This window comes from Prevotella sp. P3-122 (assembly GCF_002251365.1).
Taxonomy (GTDB): domain Bacteria; phylum Bacteroidota; class Bacteroidia; order Bacteroidales; family Bacteroidaceae; genus Prevotella.
Genome location: NZ_NPJH01000079.1, coordinates 186,953 through 212,878 on the forward strand (window position 1 = coordinate 186,953; position 25,926 = coordinate 212,878).

Sequence of the window (25,926 nt, forward strand, 5' to 3'; positions counted from 1 at the left end):
AAGCAACAGATAATCACCAATAACTAAAACATAAACAACATGAAAAAAGCATTATTCACATCGTTATTGTTCCTCGTGTCTCTGCTGGCAGCAGCACATGACAAGGTATACGACGCGCCCGAGGTAGTGGCGGAATTTCCTGGTGGCACGTCTGCCTTGTGGAAGTTTATAGTCAACAACATCAAATACCCTGAAGACTGCCGCAAGGAAAACAAGGGTGGCCGTGTTGTCGTAATGTTCGTTATCGATGCACAGGGCAACGTCTCCGTTCCTGAGATAATAAAGTCACCCGACTCGCGACTTAGCAAGGAGGTTATGCGCGTGATACTCTTGATGCCCAGATGGAAGCCCGCCCAAGACAAGGGTGTCAACGTGAGCATGCGCTTCACCATACCCGTAACCTTCAATGCCAAGCAGACGCGCAGTGGAAAAGGTACTGGCAATATCTACAGCGAATATGCCAGACAGGACAACAATGGGACAGACAACCCCAGGGGACTGTTCCATCTGATGAGAACCCTCTATGAGGGCAACAGTTCCCATTACCAGGACTACAACCAGTACAAATACTGTACAGACAGTGCCACACTTCAGCTGAACATATATAAGGGATACAACGCTACTGACCCTATCCTCGACTACCATGTGATGTTATCCGACAACGACCATGCACCTTTCAACTATACAGGTATGAATGCAAATAAGGAAAAAAGGATATTCAACAGCAACAAGGACGGCTTTACCATGATGTGGTACCATCCAGACAGCGACCACTCGCCATACCCCGGTCAGCAATACATTACCGAGCTGTACGAGACATGCAACGACAGTATACCGCTTATGAGAAAAATCATCAGCATGATAAGCCGTAAGTCCGGTGGTAAGAACAAGTTTGCCGGATGCTGGTACCGCCTTGGAGTCTTAAAGGACATTGAGGGCATGGACATGCTGATTGAGGGACATCAGAAACTATACCAAATATTTGATGACACGCACTACCTGCACATCTACGACCTTGAGCGGAAACCGGATTCCCGGTTCTATTGCATCCTGCGCGACGTGACATACATCTCCGACAACGAAATATTACAATATGGCAGCAAAAACAAGATAACATGGGTTAGCGACAACTGCTTCAAGCTGACCTTCGACCGTGGCGACGGCATCATGGTGACAGAAGTGTGGCTCCGCTCCGGATTGCCAAGTGTCATACAGCATGCCGTTGGCACCCATGAGCCAATTGTAAGTATCAACAACCCACTTCCCAACTACTTCGGTCAATGACACAAGGTGAGGTCTAAAAAAATTCCCACCATAACATATATTAGGTTTTAGTAGTACACAACAATTGTCAAGCTAGACATTCCCGCCCGCCGCTCGTGAGAGCTGCAGGCGGGAACTTTCGTTATTCGGCCTCATTGCCGTCAGTAACAGAATTTAAGTTTCGCATGTGCTCCGCTCGGCTTTGCCGCTTCGCTTTGCGAAGAACTTTAGGAGTTAAAAGGAGTTATGAGAAGTTCTCTCTTAGGAGAGCGGCAGAGCCGAATCTCGCTCCCTTTAGTCGCTTATGTGTGGAGAAGAGAATGGAGACCTACAACCTGAAGCCCGACCGTGCCGACGTCATCGTGCCTGCGGCAAGCATATTCCTCATGGTTGCCGACCACTCCGGGGCACAACGCATCCTTGTGCCAAGCCTCGGCCTTGCCGACGGCATCATCAACGATCTGATGTAATGAGGCCGCGAGGCCATGCGGATAATAAATAAACGTTTTCTTCAATCTTCACGTCACCACTTCCGGTGACGTGAAGGTTGATTTTTTGTTGTATATACACATTATACAATAAAACAACACATGCTACGTTAATTTATGAAACAACATCATATCGAGATGCAGAAATGTAAAAAAAGAAGCCGCGAGGGAGAAATATATCATGTCACCATCATGGGAAGTCTCGTCAACGTGGCACTACTCATCATAAAGTTTGCGGCTGGCATCATAGGCAACTCCGCCGCCATGATAGCCGATGCCGTCCACTCTCTGTCCGACTTCGCCACTGACATCGTGGTACTGGTATTCGTGCGCATAGGAAACAAGCCCGAGGACGAGGACCATGACTATGGTCACGGCAAATACGAGACTCTTGCCTCAGCCATAATAGGCATGTCATTGCTCGTGGTCGGCGCCATGATCTGCTACAACGGCATCTACGACACATGCCTTGCCGTCATGGGCAAAGCTCTCCGCACACCCGGCTGGGTAGCCTTGGCGGCAGCCATGGCGAGCATACTGCTCAAGGAGTGGGCATACAGGTTTACCGTGGCTGTGGGCAAGCGTGTAGGCTCACAGGCCGTAGTGGCAAACGCCTGGCACCACCGTTCCGACTCGCTGTCGTCAGTAGGAACATTCCTTGGAGTCGGTGGAGCCATACTCCTTGGCAGCAACTGGGCCGTGCTCGACTCCATAGCCGCCATCATAGTGAGCTTCTTCATCATGGGGGCAGCACTGAAGCTCCTCAAACAGTCTACCGACGAGCTTATGGAAAAGAGCCTGCCACATGACATGGAAGAGGAAATAGAGAGCATCGTTGGCAAGGAGCCGTGCGTGAGCAGCATGCACCATCTGCGCACACGGCGCATAGGCAACAACATCGCCATATCAATGCACGTCAGGCTACCGGGCGAAACCACGCTATACCATGCCCATGAGCATGCGTCGAGCATAGAGCGCAAACTGCGCGAGCATTTCGGCGAAAGCACCTTCATAGCCCTGCATCTGGAACCTACCAAGGTAGACGGCAGATATGTAGAGCCGACGAAAACAAGATGTATGCTGCCCATACTGTTGATTGCCGCAGCTACGCTAACCATGACAACAGGATGCGGATGCTCAGACAACAATAAAGAGGAGGCAGACTCTGTAGTACATAGAAACAACATACCCGTAGACACCGCTCTGAGAAGCCGGCTGGCCGACTTTGCCAACAGCCCACGGCCACAAGGCGATTTCGCCTTCAAGGTATACGACCTTACAGCAGAGAAGACCGTCTACTCATACAACGAGAACATGGCTCTGCCCTCGGCGTCGTGCATGAAGCTGCTGTCGGGCATCGCTGGCCTGCACCTTCTGGGATGCGACTACCAATACGAGACCACGCTGGCTATGCGGGGAAATGTCGATGCCGAAGGTACGCTGAAGGGCGACATAGCCTTCAAGGCCGGACTGGATCCACAGCTTATGGAGGCCGACCTGCAGCCTTTTGCCAAAGCCCTGAAGGACAAGGGAGTGAAGGCCGTCTCCGGGAAGCTGATTGTCGACCTTGTTGTAGCTGAACCAGTGACAAGCGAGGAACACTGGTTTCCGTGGGACCTTACCTTCTCTAAGTACGGACTGCTGTACAAGGGTGACAAGAGGATTGTGAGGGCACTACGTGCTACTCTCCGTGGCCAAGGCATAGCCACCCGTGACAGCCAGATAGTGATGGCGCGCGTTCCCGAAGGTTTTACAACCGTATATACCTCCACACGCAGTATAGAGGACGTAGTGAAAAGAATGTGGAAAAACAGCTCTAACACCCAAGCCACAGCCATGCTCTATACCATAGGCCACCATTTCAGGCCTCAAAAGCATCCTGTTCCCTCAGGTGTGATATATCTAAAGAATTTCCTGCGCAGTAAACTTGGCCACCGCGACAGCCGTATTGTCATACACGACGGATGCGGCCTGTGCGTATACAACAGGTTGTCGCCAAACGCCCTTACGGCAATTCTGGAATATGGCTACAAGGACAAGGACATAAGAGGGATGCTCGAGCGCAACCTGTCCATAGCAGGCGTTGACGGCACCCTGGCACGCGAGATGTGCGGACAAAAAGTACGCGGCAAGGTCAAGGGCAAGACTGGCACCCTCTCCCACCCTTATGGCATCAGCTCGCTCGCCGGACTATGCGAGGGCTCCAACGGCCACATGCTTGCCTTCGCCATCATGGACAGCAGGATGTCGGTGCTCGACGCAAGGGTGCTGCAGCGGAAGCTGTGCGAGGCTATGGTGAAATAGGGCGGCCGAGGCACATTGCCCCGTAGCCTATGGTCAAGCAGACTTCATCGCCACGATGGCCTTCAGTATAGCCACGGCATCTGTCACTGACGCAACTTCTTTCACATGCATGAGCCTCTTGCCCCTTGTCTCCCTCAATTCGCAACGGCGTACGTTCATGGTGACATAGTTGATTATCTGCCCGAACGTGGAACTGCGGTAATACGGACTGTCGTTGTTCGACACGAACTGCATGTTCATTATTCCCTGCTTTAGAATAATCTTCTCGCATCCCAGCCTCTTGCCAAGCCTGCGGAGGAGCACCACCTGCATGAGTTCCTCTCCCTCCTTGGGCACTGGCCCGAAGCGGTCGACAAGCCGCTGCCTGTAGATGTCGAGATCGCGGTCCTCGACAATAGAGTCCAGCTCACGGTATAGGAGCATTCGCTCGGAGCTTCCCGGCACATAGGTCTCGGGGAAATACATCTCCAGGTCGCTCTCTATGGCACAGTCCTCTACGAAGTCCTCGCCGGAGAAGGCAGGAGCATTGCCGGCCGTAGCATCGTACAACTCAGCAAACTCGTCATTCCTCAGTTCGGTAACAGCCTGGCTGAGAATTTTCTGATAGGTCTCATATCCCAAGTCTTCCATAAATCCGCTCTGCTCTGCTCCAAGCAGGTTACCCGCACCACGTATGTCGAGGTCCTGCATGGCAAGGTTGAAGCCGCTGCCCAGCTCGGAGAAAGTCTCCAGAGCCTCGAGCCTGCGTCTTGCCTCGGGTCGAAGTACGCTCTTGGGCGGTGCGAGCAGATAGCAGAACGCCTTGCGGTTGCTGCGTCCCACGCGTCCGCGCATCTGATGCAAGTCGGAGAGTCCGAACTTATGCGCATCGTTGATGATGATGGTGTTGGCGTTGGGAATATCTATTCCGTTCTCGACAATAGTCGTCGAGAGCAGCACGTCATAGTCGTGGTTGACAAATCCCAATACGATATTCTCAAGTTGCTCTGGCGGCATCTGCCCGTGTCCGATGGCAATGCGGCAGTCAGGGACATATTTCAGAATAAGCCTTTCTATCTCCGTCAACGACGATATGCGGTCGTTGACAAAGAACACTTGTCCGTTGCGGCTCATCTCGAAGTTTATGGCATCGGCAATCACCTCATGTCCGTATGTGGAGAGCTGGGTATATATTGGATGGCGGTTGGGCGGCGGCGTGCGCATTATGCTCATGTCTCGCGCTCCCATAAGCGAGAACTGCAACGTCCTCGGTATCGGGGTTGCCGACATGGTGAGAGTGTCTATGTTTGATTTCAGCTTTCTGAGTTTTTCCTTTACAGCAACGCCGAATTTCTGCTCCTCGTCAATGATGAGCAGTCCTATGTCGTGCCATTTCACGTTCTTGCCAATAAGCTTGTGGGTACCCACGATGATGTCAATGCGCCCAGCCTCCAGGTCCTCGAGCACCTGCCGTGTCTGCTTGGCCGTGCGTGCCCTCGACAGATAGTCCACCCTGACGGGGAAGTCGCGCAGACGGTCGCGGAACGTCTGGTAATGCTGCAGCGCAAGCACCGTGGTAGGCACGAGGACCGCCACCTGCTTTGAGTCGCAGGCAGCCTTGAAGGCGGCCCTGACAGCCACCTCCGTCTTGCCAAATCCCACGTCACCACAGACAAGCCTGTCCATGGGTGCCGCCCGCTCCATGTCGGCCTTTACCTCCTGCGTAGCCTTCAGCTGGTCGGGAGTGTCCTCGTAGAGGAAGCTGGCCTCCAGCTCGTGCTGCATGAAGTTGTCCGCACTGAAGGCGAAGCCTTTCTCGTGACGGCGTTTGGCGTACAGTTTTATCAGGTCGCGGGCAATGTCCTTTATCCTGGTCTTGGCCTTTTGCTTGAGCCGTTCCCATGCGCCAGTGCCAAGAGTGCTCAGGCGTGGCGGCTCTCCGGTATCAGCCCGGCGGTACTTGGCAATCTTGTAGAGCGAGTGTATGGAGACATCCACCTTGTCGTTGTTCTGGTAGATAATGCGGATTACTTCCTGATAGCCGTCACCCGACGGCACTCTTATGAGTCCTCCGAACTTTCCTACCCCAAGGTCTACATGCACTATATAGTCGCCAGGCTCCATCTCCTGCAGCTCCTTCATGGTGAGCGCCATCTTTCCTGCTCTTGCCGAGTCGCTGCGCAGGCTGTACTTATGGAAGCGGTCGAAAATCTGATGGTCGGTGAAGAAACATGCGCGGAGGCTATTGTCGGCAAAGCCCTCGTGAAGCGCATGGTCGACAGGCTCGAAGCCAAGTCCCTCAGCCCCCATATTGGGGTTTGCCTGCATATTGTAGTCATCTCCGCTGATGGTCTGCGGAGACAGAATCTCCTTCAGTCTCTGCTGCTGCTTGCTGCTGTCTGCAAGTATATATAAGGTGTAGCCCACCTCGGCATACTGTGTGAGCGTCTGCCTGAGCATGTCGAAGTTCTTATGGAACAGCGGCTGTGGAGAGATATTGAATGAAAGGCTTGCCTGGGCAATATCCTCATCCCTGCCTCCTGCTGCCGACGGCGACAATACCACCCGCCTCATTCCCGACACGGAGCGCATGAATGCCGTTGCGCTAAGCAGAGAGAGCTGCTTGTCCATCTCTCTCATTATCTGCTGACGTTCCATCTCGGTAGCGTCTGCCAGACGGTCGGTATATGCCTGCGACGAGAAGCCCTCGTTCCAGATGCGGTCTATGGTATCGCTCACAAACGTGAGGTCACGGACAACAAGCAGCGTGTCAGCGGGCAGATAGTCAGTAAAAGGTATCTTCTCGGCATCGGCCAAGGCCAGCTCCGGGACTATCTCTATCTTCTGCTTCCTCTCGCGCGACAGCTGGTCTTGCACGTCGAAAGTGCGGATAGTGTCCACCTCGTCACCGAAGAAGTCTATGCGGAAAGGATATTCCGATGAGAACGAGAACACGTCGATGATGCTGCCTCGCTGTGCAAACTGTCCCGGCTCATAGACATAGTCCACTTCGGCAAAACCATACTCACGCAGGGTATGAGCCAATGACGTTGTGCCGAGCCGCTGTCCAACCTCTAATGTGAGCATCCGCTCATCCACAACCTTACGCCCGGCCACAAGCTCGGATAAAGCCTCGGGGCAGGTCACGATATATACGTTGTCGCCGGCAGAGAGCCTTGCCAGCACCTCTGTGCGTAGTATCTCGTTGGCAGCGTCGCGCTGGCCGTACTTTACCGCACGGCGATAGGAAGACGGGAAAAAGAGCGTGTGCTGCTGGCCAAGCATCTGCGAGAGGTCGTTATAGAAGTAGCCGGCCTCGTCGGGGTCGTTGAGGATAAATAGCACGGTGCGTGACATACGCTCGAAGAGCGACGCGAAAAATACTGGTGCAGACGACGCCACAAGTCCCTGCAACGCGACAGTCCTTACCTTTTCGTCGGCAAGAAGTTCAAGAAAGGCGGCGTACTGCGGCAATTTGCCGTAGAGCGTCGCCATTTGTCTTATCTCCATGGGGATATTGATTATTCCTGTTCGTAGAATGCCTGTTACCTTGTCACCTTTTTTAGAACAAACTATGCAGGCATGTGCGGATACTTGCGGAACCATCCGTCCAATCTCAGACGCATGACACCGAAGAACGCCTCACCGAAAATACCACCGCTCATCTTGCTCACACCCTCGCGGCGGTTGACGAATATCACTGGTACTTCCTTTATCTTAAATCCTATCTTGTAGGCGGTAAACTTCATCTCTATCTGGAAGCCATACCCCTTGAAGCGAACCTCGTCAAGCGGAATAGTCTCAAGCACCCGCCGGCGGTAGCACTTGAAGCCCGCCGTAGTGTCGTGTACCTTAAAGCCTGTGACGAAGCGTACGTACTTCGATGCGAAATAGCTCATGAGCACACGGCCTATAGGCCAATTGACAACATTGACGCCACTGACATACCTGCTGCCTATGGCAAGGTCGTATCCCTCATCATGGCAGGCTGCATAGAGCCTTGGCAGGTCGTTGGGGTCATGGCTGAAGTCGGCATCCATCTCGAAGATATAGTCGTAGCCGTGCTCCAAGGCCCACTTGAAGCCCTGTATGTAGGCGGTACCCAGACCAAGCTTGCCTGAGCGGTGGACGATGAAGAGCCGTCCTCCAAACTCCGTCTTTATGAGTCTCTCTACCTCGTCACCCGTCTTGTCGGGACTATTGTCATCGATAACAAGTATATGAAAGTTTTTCTCCAATCCCAACACGGCACGGATAATCTTCTCGATGTTCTCCATCTCGTTATAGGTTGGAATGATAACTATTGAATCACTTTCCTGCATGATATTCATCTATTGTTTGCTGCAAAGATATGCAAATTCTTTAATTTCACCAAGCCGAAGGCATTTTTTTTTACCCCTATGGCATATAAGGCAAGCAATATGCCCCATCACTGGTCAGGGTTCTCTACAAATCCGCGGTATTGCTCCTCCAATGCCGACATCACAACCTCATAGCTTTTCTCCTCAGCATTGGCAACATTATCCTTGCCCTGCCCTATTGGGTATATGGGCTTATGTATGGTTAGCGTCAGCGGATGCCACGTCACCCAGCGGAAGTCCCTCATGCGCGGCATGACATCAAACGAGCCGTTGATGGTAAGAGGAACCACGGGCAGCTGCAGCTCGTCGGCAAGCATGAAGGCTCCACGCCTGAACACTCCCATGTGTCCAGTAAACGTGCGGGCACCCTCGGGGAAGACCACCAGCGACATGCCCCCGCTCAGAGTCTTGCGGGCCTTGTCGTATGTCTCCTTAATCTTCTTGGGGCCGCGCTTGTCGACAAATATCTGGTGCGAATACTCGCATGCCATGCCTACGAAGGGCATGCTGCGCAGCTGGCGCTTCATCATCCACTTGAAGTTTCGCCCCAGGAAACCATAGACAAGGAATATGTCGAATGATCCCTGATGGTTGCTCACGAAAACATACGACTGGCCAGGCGACAGGTTCTCACGTCCCTCAACCCTTACGGGCAGAAGGAACAGCCTGACGGTGAACCACGACCATAGCTTGCCGGGATAGTAGCCCCAGAAATGACCGTTGCCAACACAGCAGCCCAAGATGGTCACAACCGATGTCAATACCGATGCCACAAGAAACAGTGGCAGACAGATAAACAATTGGTAGAGTCGATAAACGTACTTCATATCTCATTTTTTATTATTTCATTTATCTCCTTTTATCTTCACTTATCTCCTTTTATCTCCTTTTTACCACTTGCAAAAGTCGATTTATTCATAACGCCCGGCGCAACGTAATGACAGCAATCTCTGCTGTAGCCCCAAACCGCATGGCCAACACCCCAGCGAGTCCTGACGTGACGTAAAGTTGCCTGTTGCCGTCCATATACAGTCCATAGTCTTCCTTGGCAGTGAGCATGGTTGGTCGCAGGCCAAAGAGCGACACCTGCCCGGCATGGGTGTGGCCGCTCAGGGTCAGCTGCACGTGTGACGATGGCAATATCTGATTGCGCCATACCGACGGGTCGTGCTGAAGCATCACCACGAAGGCATCGTTGCCCACTCCCCTCAATGTCTTGCCAATATCGGCAAGGGCCGGCGACGGCTTGCGTCCTCCATTCTCCTCGCCCGCCACAACGAGCGAGTCTGTTCCACGCCTGATTACACGGTGCTCGTTGCGCAGGACATTCCATCCTGCCCTCTGCTGACGCGCTACAGTCTCTGCAATATTTGCCTGAGCCACAGCCGGAGGCACATGGGTGTAAATGCTATAGTCGTGATTGCCCAGCACGGAATATACTCCATCGGGAGCCTTGACCTGTGCAAGGATGTCCTGCACGGGATATATCTCCTGCGGCTTCATGTTCTGGATATCTCCTGTGAACACCACCATGTCGGCATGCTGCGCATTGATGCTGTCTACATCCCTTTGCAGCAGTTGGCGGCGGTCGTACTGGAATGTACCGACATGGGCATCCGAGAAATGGACGATGCGGTAGCCGTCGAACTCCTTCGGAAGATCGTCAAAGTAGAGGTCAAGATGCCGGACCTCCAGTTTCCCGAAGCCGAAGATGAAGCCATAGCATACTATGTATATCTGGAAAAGGGCTACGGGCAGCCACAGTATGTTACCCCAATTGGCGCGCCGGTGCCGAAGGCGGCACAAAAGATACCCTGCCGACGAGAACAGGGCGAAAATGGCCTTGGGCATAACGACAATGCCTACAAGCATCATGTAGACATTGATGAACACCATCTCGTCGGGCACGAAATCACGCGTCGAGGCAATTGCCACGCTGTAGGCAAGCATCAGCAGACTTGGCAACCACCACAATAGCCGCTTCCACCACACGTAGCTGCTGCGGTGGCGCAGATAGTGCACGTCGACATACAGGTCGGGAAGCACTATGAGCAATATGACGGGTATCAGTATTCTTGCTATCATATAATTGTTCTGAGGGGCTCACTGGTTGCGCCTCAGGAAACGTGACACCAGTTCCAACGGCAGCCCACGCCTTCGCGCATAGTCGCTCAGCTGGTCATTCCCTATGGGGCCAACATCGAAATACCGCGCCTTGGGATGCGCAAACATCAGTCCTGACACGGAAGCATGGGGCTGCATCATGCCACTCCCGGTGAGGCGTATGCCTATCTCGCCCATGCCCAGCACCTTGTCAATGACGAAATTGATGCTCATGTCGGGCAGCGAGGGATAGCCTGCCGCCGGCCTTATGCCCTGATAGCGGCCTGCGAGCATGTCTGCAATAGACAAATCCTCGTCGGGAGCATATCCCCAGTATTGTGTCCTGACGTAATGGTGCAGCTTCTCGGCTGCGGCCTCGGCCAGGCGGTCGGCAACGGTCTGCGCAAGCATCTTGTCGTAGCAGTCGCAGGAGCATCGGCTCACCATGGCCGCATCGACACTTGTGGCAAAAAATCCTACGCGGTCGGCAACGCCTTGCGACAGCGGACGCACGAAGTCTGCAAGGCAGAGATTAGGCTGTCCGCAGGCGGCAATGCCCTGCTGCCTGAGCATAGGAAGCCTTGTCCCGTCAGACAAGACAATGTCGTCGCCGTCGGAGTTGGCATCAGCTATCAGCACCTTGGCATGCACCTTGTAGCGTCCGTCCCACGAACGGGCAAGCGCAAGAGCTTCCTCACGCAGCCGCTCACGCTCGGGGCCGGCCTTGCCGGACATTCCCCACGAATGGTAGAAATACGGCCAGCTGATATAGTCTGTCAGCTCACATATATTATAATGTATTGTCATCAGTCCTGAATGTCAGTTCCTGTCCCAAAGTATCGTCTATGACATGGCCATCGGCATAGACGGTATGTCCGTTGCAGATGGTCCTCCTCACTCGCCAGTCGTAGCAGTGTCCTTCCATAGGGCTCCACTTGCACTTGCTCAGGATAATGTCTTTCCCTACAGTCCACGGCTCGCCCCTCTGCACAATGGCAATGTCGGCATGGTAGCCGGCGCGCAGGAAGCCTCGTCTGCTTATCGAGAACAGGCGGGCAGGATTGTGGCACATTAGCTCCACCAGCCGCTCCATCGTAACAACGCCCTTGTCGGCAAGCTCCAGCATGGTGAGGAGCGAGAACTGCACCATCGGCATACCCGATGTTGCCTTAGCCGCACCACCCTGCTTGTCGGCCAGCAGATGGGGGGCGTGGTCGGTACCAACCACACTGATGGTGCCATCGGCAATACCCCTCCTCAGTGCCTCACGGTCCTCGGGCCGCTTGATGGCAGGGTTGCATTTTATCAGACTGCCCTTCTGCGCATAGTCGGCACTGCTGAAGAACAGATGGGCCACCGTGGCCTCAAGGGTGACATTGTCGGCCGCCAATGCCAGCTCTCGCCCGGTGCTGACATGGGCTATGTGCAGGCGGGTGCCAAACTGGCGGGCAAGGGCAGCAGCCAACGCCGCCGACTCGAAGCAGGCTTCCTCGGAGCGTATCAGCGGATGGAGCATCACGTCGGGGTCATCGCCATACGCCTTCTTCATTTGCTCCATGTTGCGGTTTATTATGTCAGTATCCTCACAATGCGCCATGACGGGCAGTCCTAAGCGCGCAGCCTCGGCGAACACCTTCAGCAGCGAGCCATACTTGTCTACAAGCATGTTGCCGGTGCTGGAGCCCATGAAGAGCTTGATGCCTGGCACGGCATGGCGGTCGAGCGAGGCGAAGAGATCGGAGTTGCCATTGGTGGCGCCAAAGAAGAAGCCATAGTTGACAAGGCTCTTCCGCCTTGCCCTGTCGCGCTTGTCCTGAAGCGCCTCCAGGGTTGTTGTCTGTGGCACCGTATTGGGCATGTCCAGATATGATGTCACGCCACCGGCCGCAGCGGCTCTCGACTCGCTGGCCATGTCGGCCTTATGGGTGAGCCCCGGCTCACGGAAGTGTACGTGGTCGTCTATGATGCCCGGCAATACGAGACACCCCGTGGCGTCTACAGTCTCATCGTAGTCTCCACGGGGTGCCTCTCCTTTGCCAATACTCTTGATGCTGTCTCCCTCAATGACAACAAATCCGTCGAACGACTGTCCCTCGTTGACGATGCGGCCATTGGTTATTAAAGTTTGTCTCATAGTGTGTGCTATCGTTGTTGTTGCCGGAATACCGCTACCTGCCGTCGTCAGCCTCTGTCACCCTACTCTGCCGGTTTGGCAAGCTCGCTTGGGTTGGCAGCCTCCGGCACGGGAGCCGTGACAGGCGCGTCATCAACGTCCCTCATGCCATTCATGATTTGCTGGTTCTCGGTGGCCTTCTCGTAATATTCCTTAACAAGGGGATTACTCTTGAATTTGTCAGTAGCCTTGCTCATGATGTCCTCTATCCATGCGTCGAGCATCGGGTACTGGTAGCGTGTGGTGCAGGTGGTCATAAATACCCAGGGACCAAGCACATTGTCCATGTTGTCCTCAATGAACGTGGTGACAAGCTTGTCGAGCTTTGCGCTAATCTCCGCATCCTCTGCCTGCAGATCCCTCGTCACCGCCGCCATGTCCTTGCCGTCCATGATGGCCTGGTCGTGCTTGTGTACGAGGTCGGCACTGGCGCTGACGAGCTGCTGATACTTGGTGGCAAAGGCCGACAATTCCTCGTTGAGAGGAGTTCCGGTGACGCTCTGCTGCATGTTGTCTATCTTTATCGTGATGTTGCCACTCTCAAGCACTACAGGCAGGGCTGGTGTACCGTCGAGGAAGATGTTGGCAACCTGGGTGGAGTCAACGGTTCCGGAGAAGCGGAACTGTCCGTGTATGACATCGCAGGAGTCGACATCCCTGAACGCCGTATCGGCAAAGACCTTTAGATACAGTTTCTGCCCGTCGAGGTTCGACAGGCTTGACGTGCCTTCAATGTTGAAAGAGTTTGCACATGACGTCATGGCCAATACAGCGGCCACAGCATATATAATCTTGCTCATAAGTTGTAGTTGCTTTCCTTTGCGTGGACTATATCTGTCCGATATCTCATTTTTCGTAGTTATTGCAAAGATAATATCATTATGCGAAGCAGAGATAATATTTTTGCGCTATTTAAAGATAGTGCCTATTCTTTTAGGTTTTTTTTGGATAGTTCGTTGTTTATACGATGGGTTGTATACACCTCAAGCAGGGCCGCGACAAGCAACAGCACTACCCACTTATTGTACACTATCTCTATGTAATCTGTTATATTGTCGAACATCGGCCTGAAAAAACCATAGGCACTGTCGGCCATCAGCACTCCAGAGATGACAAACAGCAGGCTCGCCAGACCCTGTATGTTCTTCAGGCGGCGCAGTACCAGCTCGGTTCCAGTATACACCTGCATGGTCTGCATGAGGCTGAACATCACTGAGCCGACAAGGAATATCCAGCAGACCACACGCTGCTGCCACATCATGACATAGCAGCCGGCACCGGCTACCATGAGCATACCACCGAGAAGGAATATCACCGTCTGTACCCTATTTAACTGTCTCATCATTGCGGTCCTCCGTAAACTGTATGTCATCACTCAGGACAAAAACGTCCTCATCATCCGTTTTCATGAAATACTTCTCACGCGCTATCTTCTCTATAGCACGCGGATTGTGCTTCAGCTCCCTCAGAGCCTTGGCATCCTTCTCGTGTACCTTATTATATTGGGCTATCTGCTCTTTCAGGTCCTCTATCTCCATGTCGTACTTCACCCTCTGTACAAAACTGTTGTCGTCAACAAAGCCTACGACAACAATGCCCACCACAATGACAATGACATATTTGTAGCGGGCGAGAATGTTCCATACTATTCCTATTTTCTTACCCATAAGTATAATTTGTTGATACGATTGGCAAAGTTACGACTTTTTCACGAAATCCTAATATCTTTCACATAATTTATGATTGTGCTATTGAGAGCGAAGGGCGAAGGTCGAAGGACTGAGGGCAAAGGGCAAAGGGCAAAGGGCAAAGGAGTAATTATCGCGCTGTAAGCGCAAAAGCGCATAGCCCAGGGTAGAGCGTAGCGGCACCCTGGGTTATTTCATGTAGGTGATGGTCGCGCTGTAAGCGCAAAAGCGTAGATAACAGAAGGACAAATAACGCTTTTGCCCTTTGCCTTTCCTTGCAGCCGGCGACCTTTGGTTCAGGGCGTTGCTACTGATTTTTCTCACATCAAACTGTACACCCTAATTATTAAATGAAGTGGGTGAAACCGTTTGCCATAGGAGATGAATACGTTTGCATCCCTGATAAGGTTAATAACCTTACAGCCTTAAGGTTATTAACCTTGCAGGCGTAAGGTTATTAACCTTATCGGCAATTATATATATGCATTGACCACGCAACAATATATTGTCACTCGAGATATAGCATGAACCTTACGCCCGAAAGGTTATTAACCTTATCGGCAATTATATATATATGCATCGACCACGCAACAATATATTGTCACTCGAGATATAGCATGAACCGCAAATATGAATACGCCACAGACAAGATTTATAACCTTATCGGCAATGAAGGTAACAAATACAGACCACACTGCTATAAATGGTAATCACTCGAAATGTCAGATGACCCAAAATGCCTTTGACTTGCAACAAAGATTCAGTACCTTTGCATTCGAAAAGTAAACTCAGAAACAAATATTTGATATGCAAGAGGTTTTAAATCTTATCAATGAGATGTCTCCCTATCTTCTTTTGGGATTCTTTTTTGCAGGTATGATGCATGCTTTTGTTCCAGGCATGGTGTATAACCGCTATCTCGGTGGCAAAGGTTTCAAGTCCGTGTTCTATGGTGCCTTGTTCGGTATTCCGCTACCATTGTGCTCTTGTGGAGTGATACCAACAGCCATGTCGCTTAGAAAACAAGGGGCATCCAGGGGTGCTACGGCTTCTTTCCTCATTGCTACACCAGAAACGGGTGTTGACAGTATCATTGCCACTTACTCTATCCTTGGACTTCCGTTTGCCATTATCCGTCCTATTGCAGCTTTCTGCAATGCCATAATGGGTGGTTGGCTGATCAACAAATTTGGAGATAAGGAGGAAGTAGTTTCGGCTGATATATCGGCAAACACTTGTTGCTGTCAGCATGAGCACAGTCATGAAGAAAACACTTGCTCCTGTCATCACGTTCAAGGAGAGTCCCATCACGATGGCTTCCTTGGCAAGATGCGTGAAGCCCTGAGATTCGGATTTGTTGAGATGATGGAGGATATAGGCAAATGGCTTGTGGTGGGTCTTGTAATAGCAGGACTGATAACGGTGTTTGTGCCAGATGATTTCTTTGCCTTGTTTCGTGGCAACACCCAACTGAGCATGCTTCTCGTGCTTTGTATAGCCATTCCCATGTACATTTGTGCAACAGGCTCCATTCCGATTGCTGTTGCACTGATGATGAAGGGGCTTACGCCTGGAGCTGCACTTGTACTGCTCATGGCTGGTCCTGCATGCAATATGGCATCAATCCTGGTGATTAACAAGGCTTTAGGCCGCAAATCATTGGTGCTTTACCTCGTTTCTATCATCACCATGGCCATTCTCTGGGGACATGCAGTTGATTATCTGCTTCCTGCCGAGTGGTTCCATATATCATTGACTACCGGCAGTTGCGGTATGGAGGAAAGGGCTTCGTGGTTGAACTGGAGTAGCACCATAGCACTTGGCATATTGCTGCTCAATGCCCTTTGGCAACACTATCACAAACCGCATTGTCATTGACAGGATAAGAGGAAAGTTATGAATCAAAAATATGAAGAAATACTAAAACAGGCAGGCATTCGTATGACAGCGAATCGCCTGCTTGTGCTCCAAACCCTGCATGAAACCGTGCAAGGAACCTTTTCGTTTTCGGACATTCTGGCGAAGATACCTTATATGGATGAATCTTCTGTCTATCGTACACTGACATTGTTCGCAGAAAAACACATCCTTCACCATATTGATGATGGCTCTGGCAAACAGAAATATTGCCTGTGCCGATGCGAATTGAAAGAAGGCGGGCATGAACTCCATCATCGGGGACATGTTCACCTTACGTGCATCAAATGCCACAAGACCATCTGCCTTGATAACATCATGATTCCGCAAGTACCGATTCCAGACACCTTTACTGTTGTCGAGTCTGAATATGTCATAAAGGGATTGTGTGAGAAATGCAGAAAGAAACTTCTCCCAGCGATCAAAGGACGCAATTAGATTTCCGAAACAGGGTGAATATTACTTCCGAAACTTTTGTCAGTTAATAATTCATAAATGATTGTATTGTAAATTGTTGGTTATAAGCAATAGTTTCCTAAAGGTTACTAACTGCCTCGGCTGTTAGTTCTTGCTGGAATCAGGATAAACAAGTAACTTTGCAGCGTTAAAACAATAAAGGAATCAGTATTATGAACCAAGCAGAATTACAGACATCGTCAGAGGGCTATAGCATCGCCACTGTCGGAGACATTGCCTCTTTTGAGGGAAAAGCATTTGTGAAGGATATTCTTAACACAACATCCATGGAAGTGTCGTTCGGCACACTTGCACCGGGATGCACAGTACCGTTTTTCCATCATCACAAACAGAACGAGGAAGTATATGTGGTGTTGAGCGGAGAAGGCGCATTCATTCTTGACGGCAAGGAAGAACCTGTCGCTTCGGGCAGTATCGTCAGGGTTGCGCCATCTGTAAGCCGCAATACCAAATGCACGGGCAACGAACCTTTGGTATATATTTGCATCCAAGCAAAAGCCGGCTCACTCGAACAATATACCATGGGCGACGGTGTAGTGGAGCAATAACTCCCTTACAAAGAAATCAAAAACGTGAAAGACAATAATCCTGATGCCTTTCACGTTTTATGGTATATGGATAAAAACAACAATATCTGTCTGGGCGATACTTTATTCCCCGATTGTCCCGTACGCAACATTCTGGCGCGGATAGGCGACAAATGGTCACTCTTGCTGATGCACCAAATGATGCACCACCAAGAGCCTATGCGCTTCTCTGACATAAGGAAGGCCATTCCCGACATATCCCAGAAGGTGTTGACATCGACATTAAGAAACCTTGAAGCCGACGGTTTCCTCGTGCGTAAGGTTTATGCCGAAGTGCCGCCTCACACCGAATACACGCTTACTCCACGTGCCCATTCCTTTATGGCTGCCTGTCGTCCTATGGTGGATTGGGCTATCGACAATTTTGCGGCGATAATGAAAGACAGAATCAAAACTTCTGCTCGTCGGACACATTGCGAAGGTGCTTCAGCATAAGCAAGCCTGTCATCAGGCGGATTGGCTGGGAGGACAGCCGTTGTCCGTACAGAACAGCGGAGTGAAGGTGTTTTCGAAGAGTGACCAATCGACCATGTTTGCCAACTTGAACAGCGGATGCTTGGAATCCAGCATGACTACACAACCAATACAGTTCTACTTGTGCTGCTCAAATAGCCAGTCTTGCACTCCTTCAATACCGTATGCAACAAACCAGGTGGCACGATGGTTTCCACCTTACGTCCGTCGCCCAACACGCGACTAATTGCCGTGGCCGACTGCACATGTCCTTCTGTATTGGAGGTGTTTTGGGCATTTGCCATGCCGAGGAGTCCTGCCAGAACCATAGTGATAATCATTGTTTTTTTCAAAAATTGCAATGTTTTGTTCATCAACATCTCTGATTAATACCAGAGAGTCAATTTGTTGAATGAATCGACCCTGCAAAATTACTCATTCTAATGATTCATGCAAATTTTTCCTCCGCACTTTCACCACCAAAAATCAACTGTTTGCCACTATTTAATGCCACTATGCGCAATGCAAGGTACTATAAAGAACGATGTGAGGCGAAGGTTACACATAAGAATACATACAAAACGTTTTGACCATTTTTATTGTAAAAAATGGGAAATCCTTAGGGCTGCCATAATAGGAATTCTCATATTATCTTGTAGGGAAATTCCCTTGCACAATATGCCAACAGGAATTACCTTTGCAGAAAAACAAAAATGGCAATTATTATGAAAAGGAATCTGTTTGTTTTTCTGTTGCTCTCCTGTTTGACATTGGGAGCTGTTGACGTTCAGGCTCAGAGGCATAGACGTATGCATGCCCCAAGTGCGATGGTGGAACTTCGTCTCAGCGACGATAAGTTCGCTATATTATATAATAAGGTAAAAAACACCAGCTTCGATGACCGCAAGATGGATCTCATCGAGGTGGCCAGTCTTGGGGCGTTTTATTCCTGTGAGCAGTGTGCGACAATGATGAGTATATTCTCGTTTGGCGACAAGAAACTTGCGGCACTCAGACTCATGGCACCACGCATTGTCGATCCACATCGTGCCTACATCATATTCGACCAACTCTCATTCCAAAGTGAGAAAGATGAGGCGGCAAGGATTATTGGAGGTTGCAGGCGTTAGGATGATGTATAATTTTTCGGCGATAATGAAAGACAGGGTCAGAACCTCTGCTCGTCGATGACCTTGCCTTCATTATCCACTGCACGCCAATGCGTGATATTTCTAACCTCTGAGGAGATGGCAACTCCGCATTTTGTTATTGTGCGCCCGTCGGCTTCGTAGGGGATGGCGTATCACTTGGAATCTATATGAGCCAAGGCATTATCCCCAGAGTCGTCCACCTTCAGTTCGAGGACATAGATGTTGTCCTTGGTCTTTATGACCACATCGGCACGACCGAAAACACTTTTTACCTCTGTGTCCACCTTGCTGTTGAGCAACGAGAACACAACGTACATCAACAACTTATAAAATGTCTCCTTTTTCTTGGCTCAGTAGAAATTTCCTGTGGGCTAAGTTCCCCTAGGGTGAGTATTTTCCCACTTTTCTCTTATCCAGAATAGGTCAGATATTTCTGTGCCAGTTCAGCCCAACTCTCACGCAAAGCTTTGCAACTGCCCACGCAAAGCATTGCCTTCATTTAGGAGTCCCCATCCGTCACTCCATATTTCTGATGAACCGTTTTTTCACTGAGCCTTTTTCTTCTTCGCCATCCATTCCTTGCGGGTGATGATGTCGTAGGGCAAGGAAGCTATACACCATGCCTTGGCACACCTCGTAGTTGGGAAAGTGAAGTACATATACATCGTCCTCCTTATTATAATAATCTATAGTAAGATAGCCACTCTGATAAAGCATAGGGACAGGTGTCGAGGCATTCTCGCAAGGCACATTAAATTCCTCCAACGACAATTCCACACCGCAAAAATACGAAAAGAAACTGATATTGCAAATAGATAGAGAAGTAATATATCTATGAGATATGTTATTTGCAGAACGGCTTAAGAAGCTCTCGTCATTGTTAAGTAATCGTAATATTACGATGATTGTTTTGCGTAATTGAATATTATCGTTTACCTTTGCACAAGAATTAATTATTCATCATTGATTATGGCTGAAAAGAAAACATATTGTATCAAGACTGAGACATTGGCAAGGTTTGCCAAGGCTCTGGGACATCCTGCCCGCATTGCCATCATGAAATTCCTCGCCAAACAAGAGACTTGCTATTTCGGCGACATTCATGAGGAACTGCCCATAGCACAGGCCACGGTGAGCCAACATCTTAAGGAACTGAAAGATGCAGGACTTATACAAGGGGAGATTGAAACCCCCAAAGTAAAATACTGCATAGTGCGTGAAAACTGGGAGTATGCCAAGGAACTCTTTACCGAGTTCTTCCAGACGGAAATCTGCAAGGACAAGGATTGCTGCCAGTAAGACTAAGCGTATGCCTGAGCGAAAACAACGGCATACGCTATTATTTGGAGCTATATAATCGTTATTCTACGATAAACAATAAATAATAAACGAAAACGATAACGAAAACGATAACGAAAAACAATAAATATTCATTTATAAAAGACGTTTAATTTATGAAAGACGTAAAGGTTTTAGTAAGCAGCTGTGCCTGCAATCAGAAGTATCTCGCCCTTGTCGAGAAGGTAGTAAAAGAGAATGGCATCGACGCGAAGGTGTCGGCTGTGAGCGACATCATGGAGCAGATGCAGTATAACGTGATGTCGCTGCCAGCACTTGTGGTGGACGGCCAGGTTGTGGCGCGAGGTCAGAAGAGTGAGAAGGAACTTATACAACTATTGAAATAATCCGTATTACCATGAAAAGAGTATTGTTGTCAATGGTGGCTTGCATGATGGCACTCGTCATGCAGGCACAGCGTGTGGAGGTTCGCTATTTCCACGGCAAGCAGCGTTGCATCACATGCCGCAGCATAGAGAAATGTGCGAAGGAAGTGCTGGACGAGAGTTTTGCCTCCTGGCAGAAGAACAAGAAGATAGGTATGAAGGTCATTGATTTCTCAACAGAGCAAGGCAAACCTGTCGCTGCTGACCACAAGGTGAGTTTCTCTTCGCTCTTTATCGTGAAGATTGACAAGAATGGCAAGGAGACCCGCACCGACCTCACTCGCCAAGGCTTCCAATACGCCAAGAGAAATCCCGCAGAATTTAAGAAGATAGTGAAAGAAGAAATCACTAAAGCATTGAAATAATGGATTGGCTATATTCGTTACTCGACAGCAGTTCGGTGCCAGTGGTCACTGCCCTGATATTGGGGATTCTGACCGCAGTCAGTCCATGCCCGCTTGCCACCAATCTTACTGCGGTGGCCTATCTCGGACGAGAGATAGACAACCGACGGAAGGTCTTCTACTTAGGTTTGCTTTATACCTTAGGGAGAACTGTCGCCTATTCAGCCCTGGGTGCAGCCCTGATATTCCTCATCCGCAAGGGCAAGGATGCCTTTGGCATTCAGGATGCGATAAGCACCATCGGAGAATGGATTCTTGGACCGGCCCTTGTTCTCATCGGCCTGTTCATGCTGTTTGGTCATCTGCTCCATTTGCCGAAGTTCGGCTTTTCGGGTCAGGCATCAGGCAGTTGGACACAAGGAGCATTGGGTGCCTTCATCCTCGGTGTGCTCTTTGCCATGGCTTTCTGCCCCACCAGCGGCATGCTCTATTTCGGCATGCTCATCCCCATGTCGGCAGTAGAGTCAGGCGGTTACTTATTGCCCGTGGTCTATGCCATTGCCACCTCCCTTCCTGTGCTTGTGGCAGCATGGATTATCGCTTACAGCATGCAGTCGTTAGGCAGGGTGATGGGCAAGATAGCCATTTTCCAGCGTTGGTTCAACCGTCTCGTAGCCATCCTCTTCATCCTTGTAGGCTTATATTATACTGTCACGATTATTTTATAGTATTTATCAAACAAGACTTATGATACAGCAATTCGCCGATTGGCTTATATATGATATATGTGGCATAGATGCCACCACTCATCTGGGAGAGGCACTGAACTTCTTTGTGTATGACACATTGAAGATTGTCATTCTGTTGTTTGTAATCAGCATCATAATGGGCATTGTCAATGCCTTTTTCCCAGTGGAAAGACTGCGCAACTTCCTCACATCAAGGAAGCTCTATGGGATGCAGTATCTGCTTGCCTCGCTGTTTGGAGCCATCACTCCCTTCTGTTCCTGTTCAAGCATACCGTTGTTCATCGGATTTGTCAAGGGAGGCATCCCCTTGGGCGTGACCTTCTCTTTCCTCATCACTTCGCCTCTTGTCAACGAGGTGGCAGTGGCAATGTTTGCTGGCACTTTCGGATGGAAGGTCACCACGGTTTACGTCGTCAGCGGAATATGCCTTGGCATGATTGGCGGTTATGTTCTGGGGAAGATGAAATTGGAGAAACATCTTAGTCCCTGGGTACAGCAGATGCTACAGATGAACAATATCCCGCAGGAGGAAATGGAAACGTCGCAATCTTCCATTATCGGACGATTGCCTCAAATTGCCAAGGAAGCATTGGGAATAGTACGCGGTGTACTCCTCTATGTCATCATTGGCATAGGCATCGGGGCCGCCATACATGGTTATGTACCAAGTGGATTCTTTGAAGCCTATCTGAGCGGCGAACATTGGTATGCCGTCCCATTAGCAGTCGTGCTTGCCGTTCCGATGTATGCCAATGCCGCTGGCATCGTACCTGTAGTGCAGGTATTTGTAGCCAAAGGGGTTGCATTGGGCACAGCCTTGGCGTTCATGATGTCGGTAGTAGGTCTCTCCCTGCCAGAAGCCACCATGCTCAAGAAAGTGATGAACATGAGGCTCATAGGCATCTTCTTCGGCACCATTGCCCTGTTCATCATCCTGCTGGGATGGTTGTTCAATATGGTATTGTAGTTGATTCAGATAATGAATATACTGATTGCAAATAACACACGAAGCTGGTTTCCTGCTACGAAGTCAGGTAATCCGCCTTGCAATTGTCCTGTACATTGACCCGTCCCCTGTCCTTTTGCCATCGCCCCCTAACGTACTATAAAAACTTTAATGTTTGAAAGAAATTAAAGTCTTTTCTTGGACATATTGAAATCCACGTCACGTCCCTCCTATGACGACTTCCTTGCTGTAGGCATAAAGGCGAAGATTCCCCCCAGCCCGTTGCCGTGAGTTATCCCCTATTTCGCCACTCCAGTCTCCGTGTCCTTCAAAGAGTTGGTGTCGCGGTCGATGCCTTTGAAGTTGCGGCCTTTCGACAATTTCCACGTCAGTTTTATGCCGATGGCATTTGACGTGTCGCGGTTGCGGGCTACAAGGAGCTTGTGGGCGAGGTGGTTGTGGTTTTCCACTTCTTCAATCTTGGCATTACGCTTGAACAGGTTTTGGCAGAAGAGACCTGCCGTGATATTCTTATATTTATAAGAAACACTTACAAAGTCGGAGAAGATGTTGCGGCTCTCGTATTCGTTTTCCATGAAATGATAACCGTTGTCCATAGTTGCCATTATCGTCCAATTGCCAAGCCAGGCAGTGAGACCTATGTTGAAGTTGAACGACGTGAGGCGGTGGCTATAGTCCTGTCCGTCATTCCAGATGTTCAACATTTCTGCTGATATATAGGCATTGAGATGCTGTGGAATGATGTCGTAGTTGGTGTAGCTCTGCAGCATGAGCATGTCAATGCGTCTGCCTTCAAGGAAGGTCTTGGCGAAGCGTCCGTCCTCCGTGCGAAGTACGTGTTGCATGGCGGGATGGTCGCAGTGGCGATAGAATGACATCAGTTGGGTATATAGGCGTGGCGACTGATAGCTGAGGGTTAGCGTGTGGTCGTCGCGCCTTTCCATAATCAGTTCAGGATTACCCTCTGAATATTCCATACCATTGGTTATGATGGACATTCCGCTCATGTTCTGCAGTTTTGACGAGGCAGGCGCGGAGGTGAGGGTGTAGTTGAGCCTAATATGTTGGGAAAGAGGTAGGGAAAGGTTCAGTTTCGGACGAAGCCACACTCTGTCATACATGGTCTCTCCTTGGCGATAATATTCACGACTAAGCCCGAGTCCCACCATATAACCGATTTTCCACAATGAGCCTTGGATTTGCGAGAAGGCATAGATATTGCTTGAATGAATTTGTGACACGAGAGTGGCATCGCCCGAATAGTCGTTGTCGATAGATTTCTGGGCATAGCGAAGTCCAGCTGAGAGGGTGAAGGGCTTCATGCGGTTTTCGTATATCGCCTCCGACTTGAGCGACCAAGCCTTTCCGAGTGTGTTGTAGCCAAAAGAAGTATCGTCGGATGTAAACAGATATGCATAATCGGTATGTGTGTATAAGCCTGTCGCATTGGCGATGAGGCTTTGGTTATTGCCAATTTTAGTTGAAAAATACAGGTCGAGCAGAGGGCTTAAGGTCTTCTCGCTTTTGTCGGTGGTTTCTGTCGCGTTTCTCCCATTGGAATATGCAACATCAGTTTTGTTCAAGTCTCGAGGATTGTTGTCAATGGATGTAGATAGAGTCGTGAGGAATGCTGTGCCTTCGGCGTTTATCCAACTGTATCTTGCCTGTATATCATGCATTGTGTTTCTGTTGATGATGTCGTTGGTATTTCTTTCCACCTTATTATATGTATTGTCCGACATGAGATAATCGGCATTTTCCACTGTACTCATTCCGTTGGAGTGGTTGTAATATCCGGAATAGTTTATCGATAACTCGTTATATCCGTTGTTTATCTTGGTATAGGCATTGCCCTTAACCATATCAGCCTTTGGGACGAGAGTGCCGCTTGCCCCTACTACATATCCACTTGTGACCTTTCGTGTTATGATATTCAAGACAATGCCTACATTCTCCCCATACCTAACTCCAGGTCGATCGATTAGTTCCACCTTCTCCACCTCTTTCGGTTGCAGCGACTGCATATCGGCAGTAGTGGCTTCCACGTCATTGATTCTCACTTGCACATTGCCCATAAGAGAGTTGGCGGCGGATACGGTCTCGTTGATGTCGTCAACTTTCACGTTTGGCAGAGGCAACATCTTCAAGAGGGTGTAGCCTGAGGATGCGGACTTGGTCATTTCCTCGGATGGGAAAATCAGTTTGCCGTCGGTGCGATTTACAACCCTTGCTCCCTTTATCACCACTTCCTCAAGTTGCACGCTGTCGTTAGGGGCATCTGTCTGCGCTTTTAGCTCAGGCGATGTCCACATTGTCAATAATACGAAGATTAATGTACTTTTCATCTTTTGCATTCCTTTTTTACATTAGCGAGGAACCTTCCACGCTTTCGGAATGCAAAAGTAGTAAGTATTGCTAAAAACAAAAGATTTTTCATGCTGACAATTGTCTGACAAATAATCTGTCAGAAAGTCAACTCTCTGATTTTCTCCGCTTTAGGATATAAGCCCTACCTCGGTCTGATATGATGTCGAAACTGCTTGTCTTGTCCAATTCGCGTTTCAATCTGCTTATCAAGGCATATAATGTCTCGCTGGCATCGTCCTTCTTTGGCCAGAGAGCATCACATATTTCATGCTTTGACAGGCGGTGGGAGCCGGAGGCGACAAACATCTCCATGAGTTGGCGCTGCATGGGAGTGAGATGGGTTGCACTGAAACTATCCATCGTGATTGGTTGGCTTTGCCTTCTGCCCCTGAACGACAAGGCGAGCGAAAGCAATGCCATGACGGTGAGCCATGCAGATAGCCTTTGGTCTGACAGGCTCCATATCATGGCAGCAGAGCACTTAGCCTCGGTATTGAACGTCACCTTCCATCGTCCTCTTTCGCGTCCTACGGTATAGGTGATAAAAGCCATCTCGCCCAACTGCTGATTACGAAGATGTCTGCGCAAAGTTTCGTCACCCACAGCGATAGTCATCATCTCTCCCTCTGTGCGGGCAATGCTTCGATAGGCGCGTATAGAGTCTTGGCGCATTGTTTCCACACCCTTCTCGTTGATGGTCTTGGCGAGAGCCTGTTGCAGGTCACTCTCGATGTTTCTCTGTGCCTTGCGATAGCTCCCATAGCTTGTTGCCACGGCAGTGAGGCAAAGCACTATAAATATAAGTATCGGCAGTTTCTTCATATTGTTATA

25 protein-coding genes and 4 pseudogenes are annotated in these 25,926 nt (G+C 49.9%); 14 read left to right on the forward strand and 15 right to left on the reverse strand.

The genetic code is table 11. The features are described 5' to 3' along the window. The first annotated feature begins 39 nt into the window (after nucleotides 1-39). From CIL02_RS12750 to CIL02_RS16760, 4 genes and pseudogenes are all read left to right on the forward strand, one after another. Nucleotides 40-1,284: an energy transducer TonB gene (locus CIL02_RS12750; protein WP_094402245.1), complete on the forward strand. Its 1,245-nt coding sequence runs from the start codon at nucleotides 40-42 to the stop codon at nucleotides 1,282-1,284. A 281-nt stretch (nucleotides 1,285-1,565) separates the two neighbouring features. Next, nucleotides 1,566-1,733: pseudogene (locus tag CIL02_RS16420) on the forward strand (Ppx/GppA family phosphatase); the annotation flags it as partial. Between the two features lie 156 nt (nucleotides 1,734-1,889). Continuing rightward, nucleotides 1,890-2,789, forward strand: a pseudogene (locus CIL02_RS16755) (cation diffusion facilitator family transporter); the annotation flags it as partial. 78 nt (nucleotides 2,790-2,867) lie between these two features. Further along, nucleotides 2,868-4,055: a D-alanyl-D-alanine carboxypeptidase/D-alanyl-D-alanine-endopeptidase gene (locus tag CIL02_RS16760; protein ID WP_240513694.1), complete on the forward strand. Its 1,188-nt coding sequence runs from the start codon at nucleotides 2,868-2,870 to the stop codon at nucleotides 4,053-4,055. 33 nt (nucleotides 4,056-4,088) lie between these two features. Here CIL02_RS16760 and mfd read toward each other — a convergent pair whose 3' ends face one another. The 9 genes from mfd to CIL02_RS12800 form a co-directional block, all read right to left on the reverse strand. Further along, nucleotides 4,089-7,544, reverse strand: coding sequence for a transcription-repair coupling factor (gene mfd, locus CIL02_RS12760; protein WP_094402248.1), 3,456 nt, complete (start codon nucleotides 7,542-7,544; stop codon nucleotides 4,089-4,091). Nucleotides 7,545-7,606: 62 nt separating this feature from the next. After that, nucleotides 7,607-8,356: a polyprenol monophosphomannose synthase gene (locus CIL02_RS12765; RefSeq protein ID WP_094402321.1), complete on the reverse strand. Its 750-nt coding sequence runs from the start codon at nucleotides 8,354-8,356 to the stop codon at nucleotides 7,607-7,609. 107 nt (nucleotides 8,357-8,463) lie between these two features. Continuing rightward, nucleotides 8,464-9,222, reverse strand: a complete 759-nt coding sequence (locus tag CIL02_RS12770) for a 1-acyl-sn-glycerol-3-phosphate acyltransferase (RefSeq protein WP_094402250.1) — start codon at nucleotides 9,220-9,222, stop codon at nucleotides 8,464-8,466. Between the two features lie 88 nt (nucleotides 9,223-9,310). Continuing rightward, the gene (locus tag CIL02_RS12775) at nucleotides 9,311-10,480 is read right to left on the reverse strand and encodes a metallophosphoesterase (RefSeq protein WP_094402252.1); all 1,170 of its coding nucleotides are present in this window, start codon (nucleotides 10,478-10,480) and stop codon (nucleotides 9,311-9,313) included. 18 nt (nucleotides 10,481-10,498) lie between these two features. Then, complete coding sequence (locus CIL02_RS12780; protein ID WP_094402254.1) at nucleotides 10,499-11,305, reverse strand: vitamin B12 dependent-methionine synthase activation domain-containing protein; 807 nt, start codon at nucleotides 11,303-11,305, stop codon at nucleotides 10,499-10,501. Further along, nucleotides 11,289-12,632, reverse strand: a complete 1,344-nt coding sequence (locus CIL02_RS12785) for a dihydroorotase (RefSeq protein ID WP_094402255.1) — start codon at nucleotides 12,630-12,632, stop codon at nucleotides 11,289-11,291. Before CIL02_RS12785 ends, CIL02_RS12780 begins: the two co-directional genes overlap by 17 nt. A 62-nt stretch (nucleotides 12,633-12,694) precedes the next feature. Further along, nucleotides 12,695-13,471, reverse strand: a complete 777-nt coding sequence (locus CIL02_RS12790; RefSeq protein ID WP_094402257.1) for a DUF4369 domain-containing protein — start codon at nucleotides 13,469-13,471, stop codon at nucleotides 12,695-12,697. Between the two features lie 125 nt (nucleotides 13,472-13,596). Continuing rightward, nucleotides 13,597-14,013, reverse strand: a complete 417-nt coding sequence (locus CIL02_RS12795; RefSeq protein WP_094402259.1) for a hypothetical protein — start codon at nucleotides 14,011-14,013, stop codon at nucleotides 13,597-13,599. Next, a complete protein-coding gene (locus CIL02_RS12800) occupies nucleotides 13,997-14,338 on the reverse strand; it encodes a septum formation initiator family protein (protein WP_094402260.1) in 342 nt (113 codons plus the stop codon). The genes CIL02_RS12795 and CIL02_RS12800 overlap by 17 nt, the downstream gene beginning before the upstream one ends. 828 nt (nucleotides 14,339-15,166) lie before the next feature. On the opposite strand from CIL02_RS12800, the gene CIL02_RS12805 reads away from it, so the two are divergent. The 4 genes from CIL02_RS12805 (at nucleotide 15,167) to CIL02_RS12820 (ending at nucleotide 17,775) form a co-directional block, all read left to right on the forward strand. Further along, nucleotides 15,167-16,237 (forward strand): SO_0444 family Cu/Zn efflux transporter, encoded by a 1,071-nt coding sequence (locus CIL02_RS12805; protein ID WP_094402262.1) that lies wholly within the window; start codon nucleotides 15,167-15,169, stop codon nucleotides 16,235-16,237. 18 nt (nucleotides 16,238-16,255) lie between these two features. Continuing rightward, nucleotides 16,256-16,714 carry a Fur family transcriptional regulator gene (locus tag CIL02_RS12810; protein WP_094402263.1) on the forward strand — a complete coding sequence of 153 codons (459 nt, stop codon included), beginning with the start codon at nucleotides 16,256-16,258 and terminating at the stop codon, nucleotides 16,712-16,714. A gap of 191 nt (nucleotides 16,715-16,905) precedes the next feature. Further along, nucleotides 16,906-17,301 carry a cupin domain-containing protein gene (locus tag CIL02_RS12815; protein ID WP_094402265.1) on the forward strand — a complete coding sequence of 132 codons (396 nt, stop codon included), beginning with the start codon at nucleotides 16,906-16,908 and terminating at the stop codon, nucleotides 17,299-17,301. Between the two features lie 66 nt (nucleotides 17,302-17,367). Then, entirely contained in the window at nucleotides 17,368-17,775 is a 408-nt protein-coding gene (locus CIL02_RS12820; RefSeq protein WP_094402323.1) for a helix-turn-helix domain-containing protein, read from the forward strand. On the opposite strand, the pseudogene CIL02_RS16765 reads toward CIL02_RS12820, so the two are convergent. Further along, nucleotides 17,741-17,910: pseudogene (locus tag CIL02_RS16765) on the reverse strand (IS5/IS1182 family transposase); the annotation flags it as partial. The gene CIL02_RS12820 and the pseudogene CIL02_RS16765 overlap by 35 nt on opposite strands. 2 nt (nucleotides 17,911-17,912) lie before the next feature. Continuing rightward, nucleotides 17,913-18,134: a hypothetical protein gene (locus tag CIL02_RS12825; RefSeq protein WP_170935090.1), complete on the reverse strand. Its 222-nt coding sequence runs from the start codon at nucleotides 18,132-18,134 to the stop codon at nucleotides 17,913-17,915. Between the two features lie 384 nt (nucleotides 18,135-18,518). On the opposite strand from CIL02_RS12825, the gene CIL02_RS12830 reads away from it, so the two are divergent. Next, a complete protein-coding gene (locus CIL02_RS12830) occupies nucleotides 18,519-18,923 on the forward strand; it encodes a DUF4476 domain-containing protein (RefSeq protein WP_170935099.1) in 405 nt (134 codons plus the stop codon). 173 nt (nucleotides 18,924-19,096) lie between these two features. Here CIL02_RS12830 and CIL02_RS12835 read toward each other — a convergent pair. Together CIL02_RS12835 and CIL02_RS12840 are read right to left on the reverse strand one after the other, a co-directional pair. Then, a pseudogene (locus CIL02_RS12835) lies at nucleotides 19,097-19,276 on the reverse strand (PD-(D/E)XK nuclease domain-containing protein); the annotation flags it as partial. A gap of 184 nt (nucleotides 19,277-19,460) precedes the next feature. Next, the gene (locus tag CIL02_RS12840; protein ID WP_141210230.1) at nucleotides 19,461-19,721 is read right to left on the reverse strand and encodes a hypothetical protein; all 261 of its coding nucleotides are present in this window, start codon (nucleotides 19,719-19,721) and stop codon (nucleotides 19,461-19,463) included. A gap of 192 nt (nucleotides 19,722-19,913) precedes the next feature. Here CIL02_RS12840 and CIL02_RS12845 point away from each other — a divergent pair, with 192 nt between their 5' ends. From CIL02_RS12845 to CIL02_RS12865, 5 genes are all read left to right on the forward strand, one after another. Further along, the gene (locus tag CIL02_RS12845) at nucleotides 19,914-20,243 is read left to right on the forward strand and encodes a helix-turn-helix transcriptional regulator (RefSeq protein WP_094402276.1); all 330 of its coding nucleotides are present in this window, start codon (nucleotides 19,914-19,916) and stop codon (nucleotides 20,241-20,243) included. Nucleotides 20,244-20,398: 155 nt separating this feature from the next. After that, nucleotides 20,399-20,629 (forward strand): thioredoxin family protein, encoded by a 231-nt coding sequence (locus CIL02_RS12850; protein ID WP_094402278.1) that lies wholly within the window; start codon nucleotides 20,399-20,401, stop codon nucleotides 20,627-20,629. 11 nt (nucleotides 20,630-20,640) lie between these two features. After that, on the forward strand, nucleotides 20,641-21,033 hold the full coding sequence (locus CIL02_RS12855; RefSeq protein WP_141210231.1) for a nitrophenyl compound nitroreductase subunit ArsF family protein: 393 nt from the start codon (nucleotides 20,641-20,643) through the stop codon (nucleotides 21,031-21,033). Further along, complete coding sequence (locus CIL02_RS12860; protein WP_094402282.1) at nucleotides 21,033-21,740, forward strand: aromatic aminobenezylarsenical efflux permease ArsG family transporter; 708 nt, start codon at nucleotides 21,033-21,035, stop codon at nucleotides 21,738-21,740. Before CIL02_RS12855 ends, CIL02_RS12860 begins: the two co-directional genes overlap by 1 nt. A gap of 19 nt (nucleotides 21,741-21,759) precedes the next feature. Then, nucleotides 21,760-22,728: a permease gene (locus CIL02_RS12865; RefSeq protein ID WP_094402284.1), complete on the forward strand. Its 969-nt coding sequence runs from the start codon at nucleotides 21,760-21,762 to the stop codon at nucleotides 22,726-22,728. A gap of 278 nt (nucleotides 22,729-23,006) precedes the next feature. Here CIL02_RS12865 and CIL02_RS12870 read toward each other — a convergent pair whose 3' ends face one another. After that, nucleotides 23,007-25,073, reverse strand: a complete 2,067-nt coding sequence (locus CIL02_RS12870; protein ID WP_141210232.1) for a hypothetical protein — start codon at nucleotides 25,071-25,073, stop codon at nucleotides 23,007-23,009. Nucleotides 25,074-25,200: 127 nt separating this feature from the next. Further along, entirely contained in the window at nucleotides 25,201-25,917 is a 717-nt protein-coding gene (locus CIL02_RS12875; protein ID WP_094402288.1) for a helix-turn-helix domain-containing protein, read from the reverse strand. Between the last annotated feature and the right edge of the window lie 9 nt (nucleotides 25,918-25,926).

Bases quoted from the DNA above. Each gene is read 5' to 3' on its own strand.
- CIL02_RS12750 (WP_094402245.1), top strand. From the start codon at position 40: ATGAAAAAAGCATTATTCACATCGTTATTGTTCCTCGTGTCTCTGCTG.
- CIL02_RS16760 (WP_240513694.1), top strand. From the start codon at position 2,868: ATGACAACAGGATGCGGATGCTCAGACAACAATAAAGAGGAGGCAGAC.
- mfd (WP_094402248.1), bottom strand. From the start codon at position 7,544: ATGGAGATAAGACAAATGGCGACGCTCTACGGCAAATTGCCGCAGTAC.
- CIL02_RS12765 (WP_094402321.1), bottom strand. From the start codon at position 8,356: ATGCAGGAAAGTGATTCAATAGTTATCATTCCAACCTATAACGAGATG.
- CIL02_RS12770 (WP_094402250.1), bottom strand. From the start codon at position 9,222: ATGAAGTACGTTTATCGACTCTACCAATTGTTTATCTGTCTGCCACTG.
- CIL02_RS12775 (WP_094402252.1), bottom strand. From the start codon at position 10,480: ATGATAGCAAGAATACTGATACCCGTCATATTGCTCATAGTGCTTCCC.
- CIL02_RS12780 (WP_094402254.1), bottom strand. From the start codon at position 11,305: ATGACAATACATTATAATATATGTGAGCTGACAGACTATATCAGCTGG.
- CIL02_RS12785 (WP_094402255.1), bottom strand. From the start codon at position 12,632: ATGAGACAAACTTTAATAACCAATGGCCGCATCGTCAACGAGGGACAG.
- CIL02_RS12790 (WP_094402257.1), bottom strand. From the start codon at position 13,471: ATGAGCAAGATTATATATGCTGTGGCCGCTGTATTGGCCATGACGTCA.
- CIL02_RS12795 (WP_094402259.1), bottom strand. From the start codon at position 14,013: ATGAGACAGTTAAATAGGGTACAGACGGTGATATTCCTTCTCGGTGGT.
- CIL02_RS12800 (WP_094402260.1), bottom strand. From the start codon at position 14,338: ATGGGTAAGAAAATAGGAATAGTATGGAACATTCTCGCCCGCTACAAA.
- CIL02_RS12805 (WP_094402262.1), top strand. From the start codon at position 15,167: ATGCAAGAGGTTTTAAATCTTATCAATGAGATGTCTCCCTATCTTCTT.
- CIL02_RS12810 (WP_094402263.1), top strand. From the start codon at position 16,256: ATGAATCAAAAATATGAAGAAATACTAAAACAGGCAGGCATTCGTATG.
- CIL02_RS12815 (WP_094402265.1), top strand. From the start codon at position 16,906: ATGAACCAAGCAGAATTACAGACATCGTCAGAGGGCTATAGCATCGCC.
- CIL02_RS12820 (WP_094402323.1), top strand. From the start codon at position 17,368: ATGGATAAAAACAACAATATCTGTCTGGGCGATACTTTATTCCCCGAT.
- CIL02_RS12825 (WP_170935090.1), bottom strand. From the start codon at position 18,134: ATGATTATCACTATGGTTCTGGCAGGACTCCTCGGCATGGCAAATGCC.
- CIL02_RS12830 (WP_170935099.1), top strand. From the start codon at position 18,519: ATGAAAAGGAATCTGTTTGTTTTTCTGTTGCTCTCCTGTTTGACATTG.
- CIL02_RS12845 (WP_094402276.1), top strand. From the start codon at position 19,914: ATGGCTGAAAAGAAAACATATTGTATCAAGACTGAGACATTGGCAAGG.
- CIL02_RS12850 (WP_094402278.1), top strand. From the start codon at position 20,399: ATGAAAGACGTAAAGGTTTTAGTAAGCAGCTGTGCCTGCAATCAGAAG.
- CIL02_RS12855 (WP_141210231.1), top strand. From the start codon at position 20,641: ATGAAAAGAGTATTGTTGTCAATGGTGGCTTGCATGATGGCACTCGTC.
- CIL02_RS12860 (WP_094402282.1), top strand. From the start codon at position 21,033: ATGGATTGGCTATATTCGTTACTCGACAGCAGTTCGGTGCCAGTGGTC.
- CIL02_RS12865 (WP_094402284.1), top strand. From the start codon at position 21,760: ATGATACAGCAATTCGCCGATTGGCTTATATATGATATATGTGGCATA.
- CIL02_RS12870 (WP_141210232.1), bottom strand. From the start codon at position 25,073: ATGAAAAGTACATTAATCTTCGTATTATTGACAATGTGGACATCGCCT.
- CIL02_RS12875 (WP_094402288.1), bottom strand. From the start codon at position 25,917: ATGAAGAAACTGCCGATACTTATATTTATAGTGCTTTGCCTCACTGCC.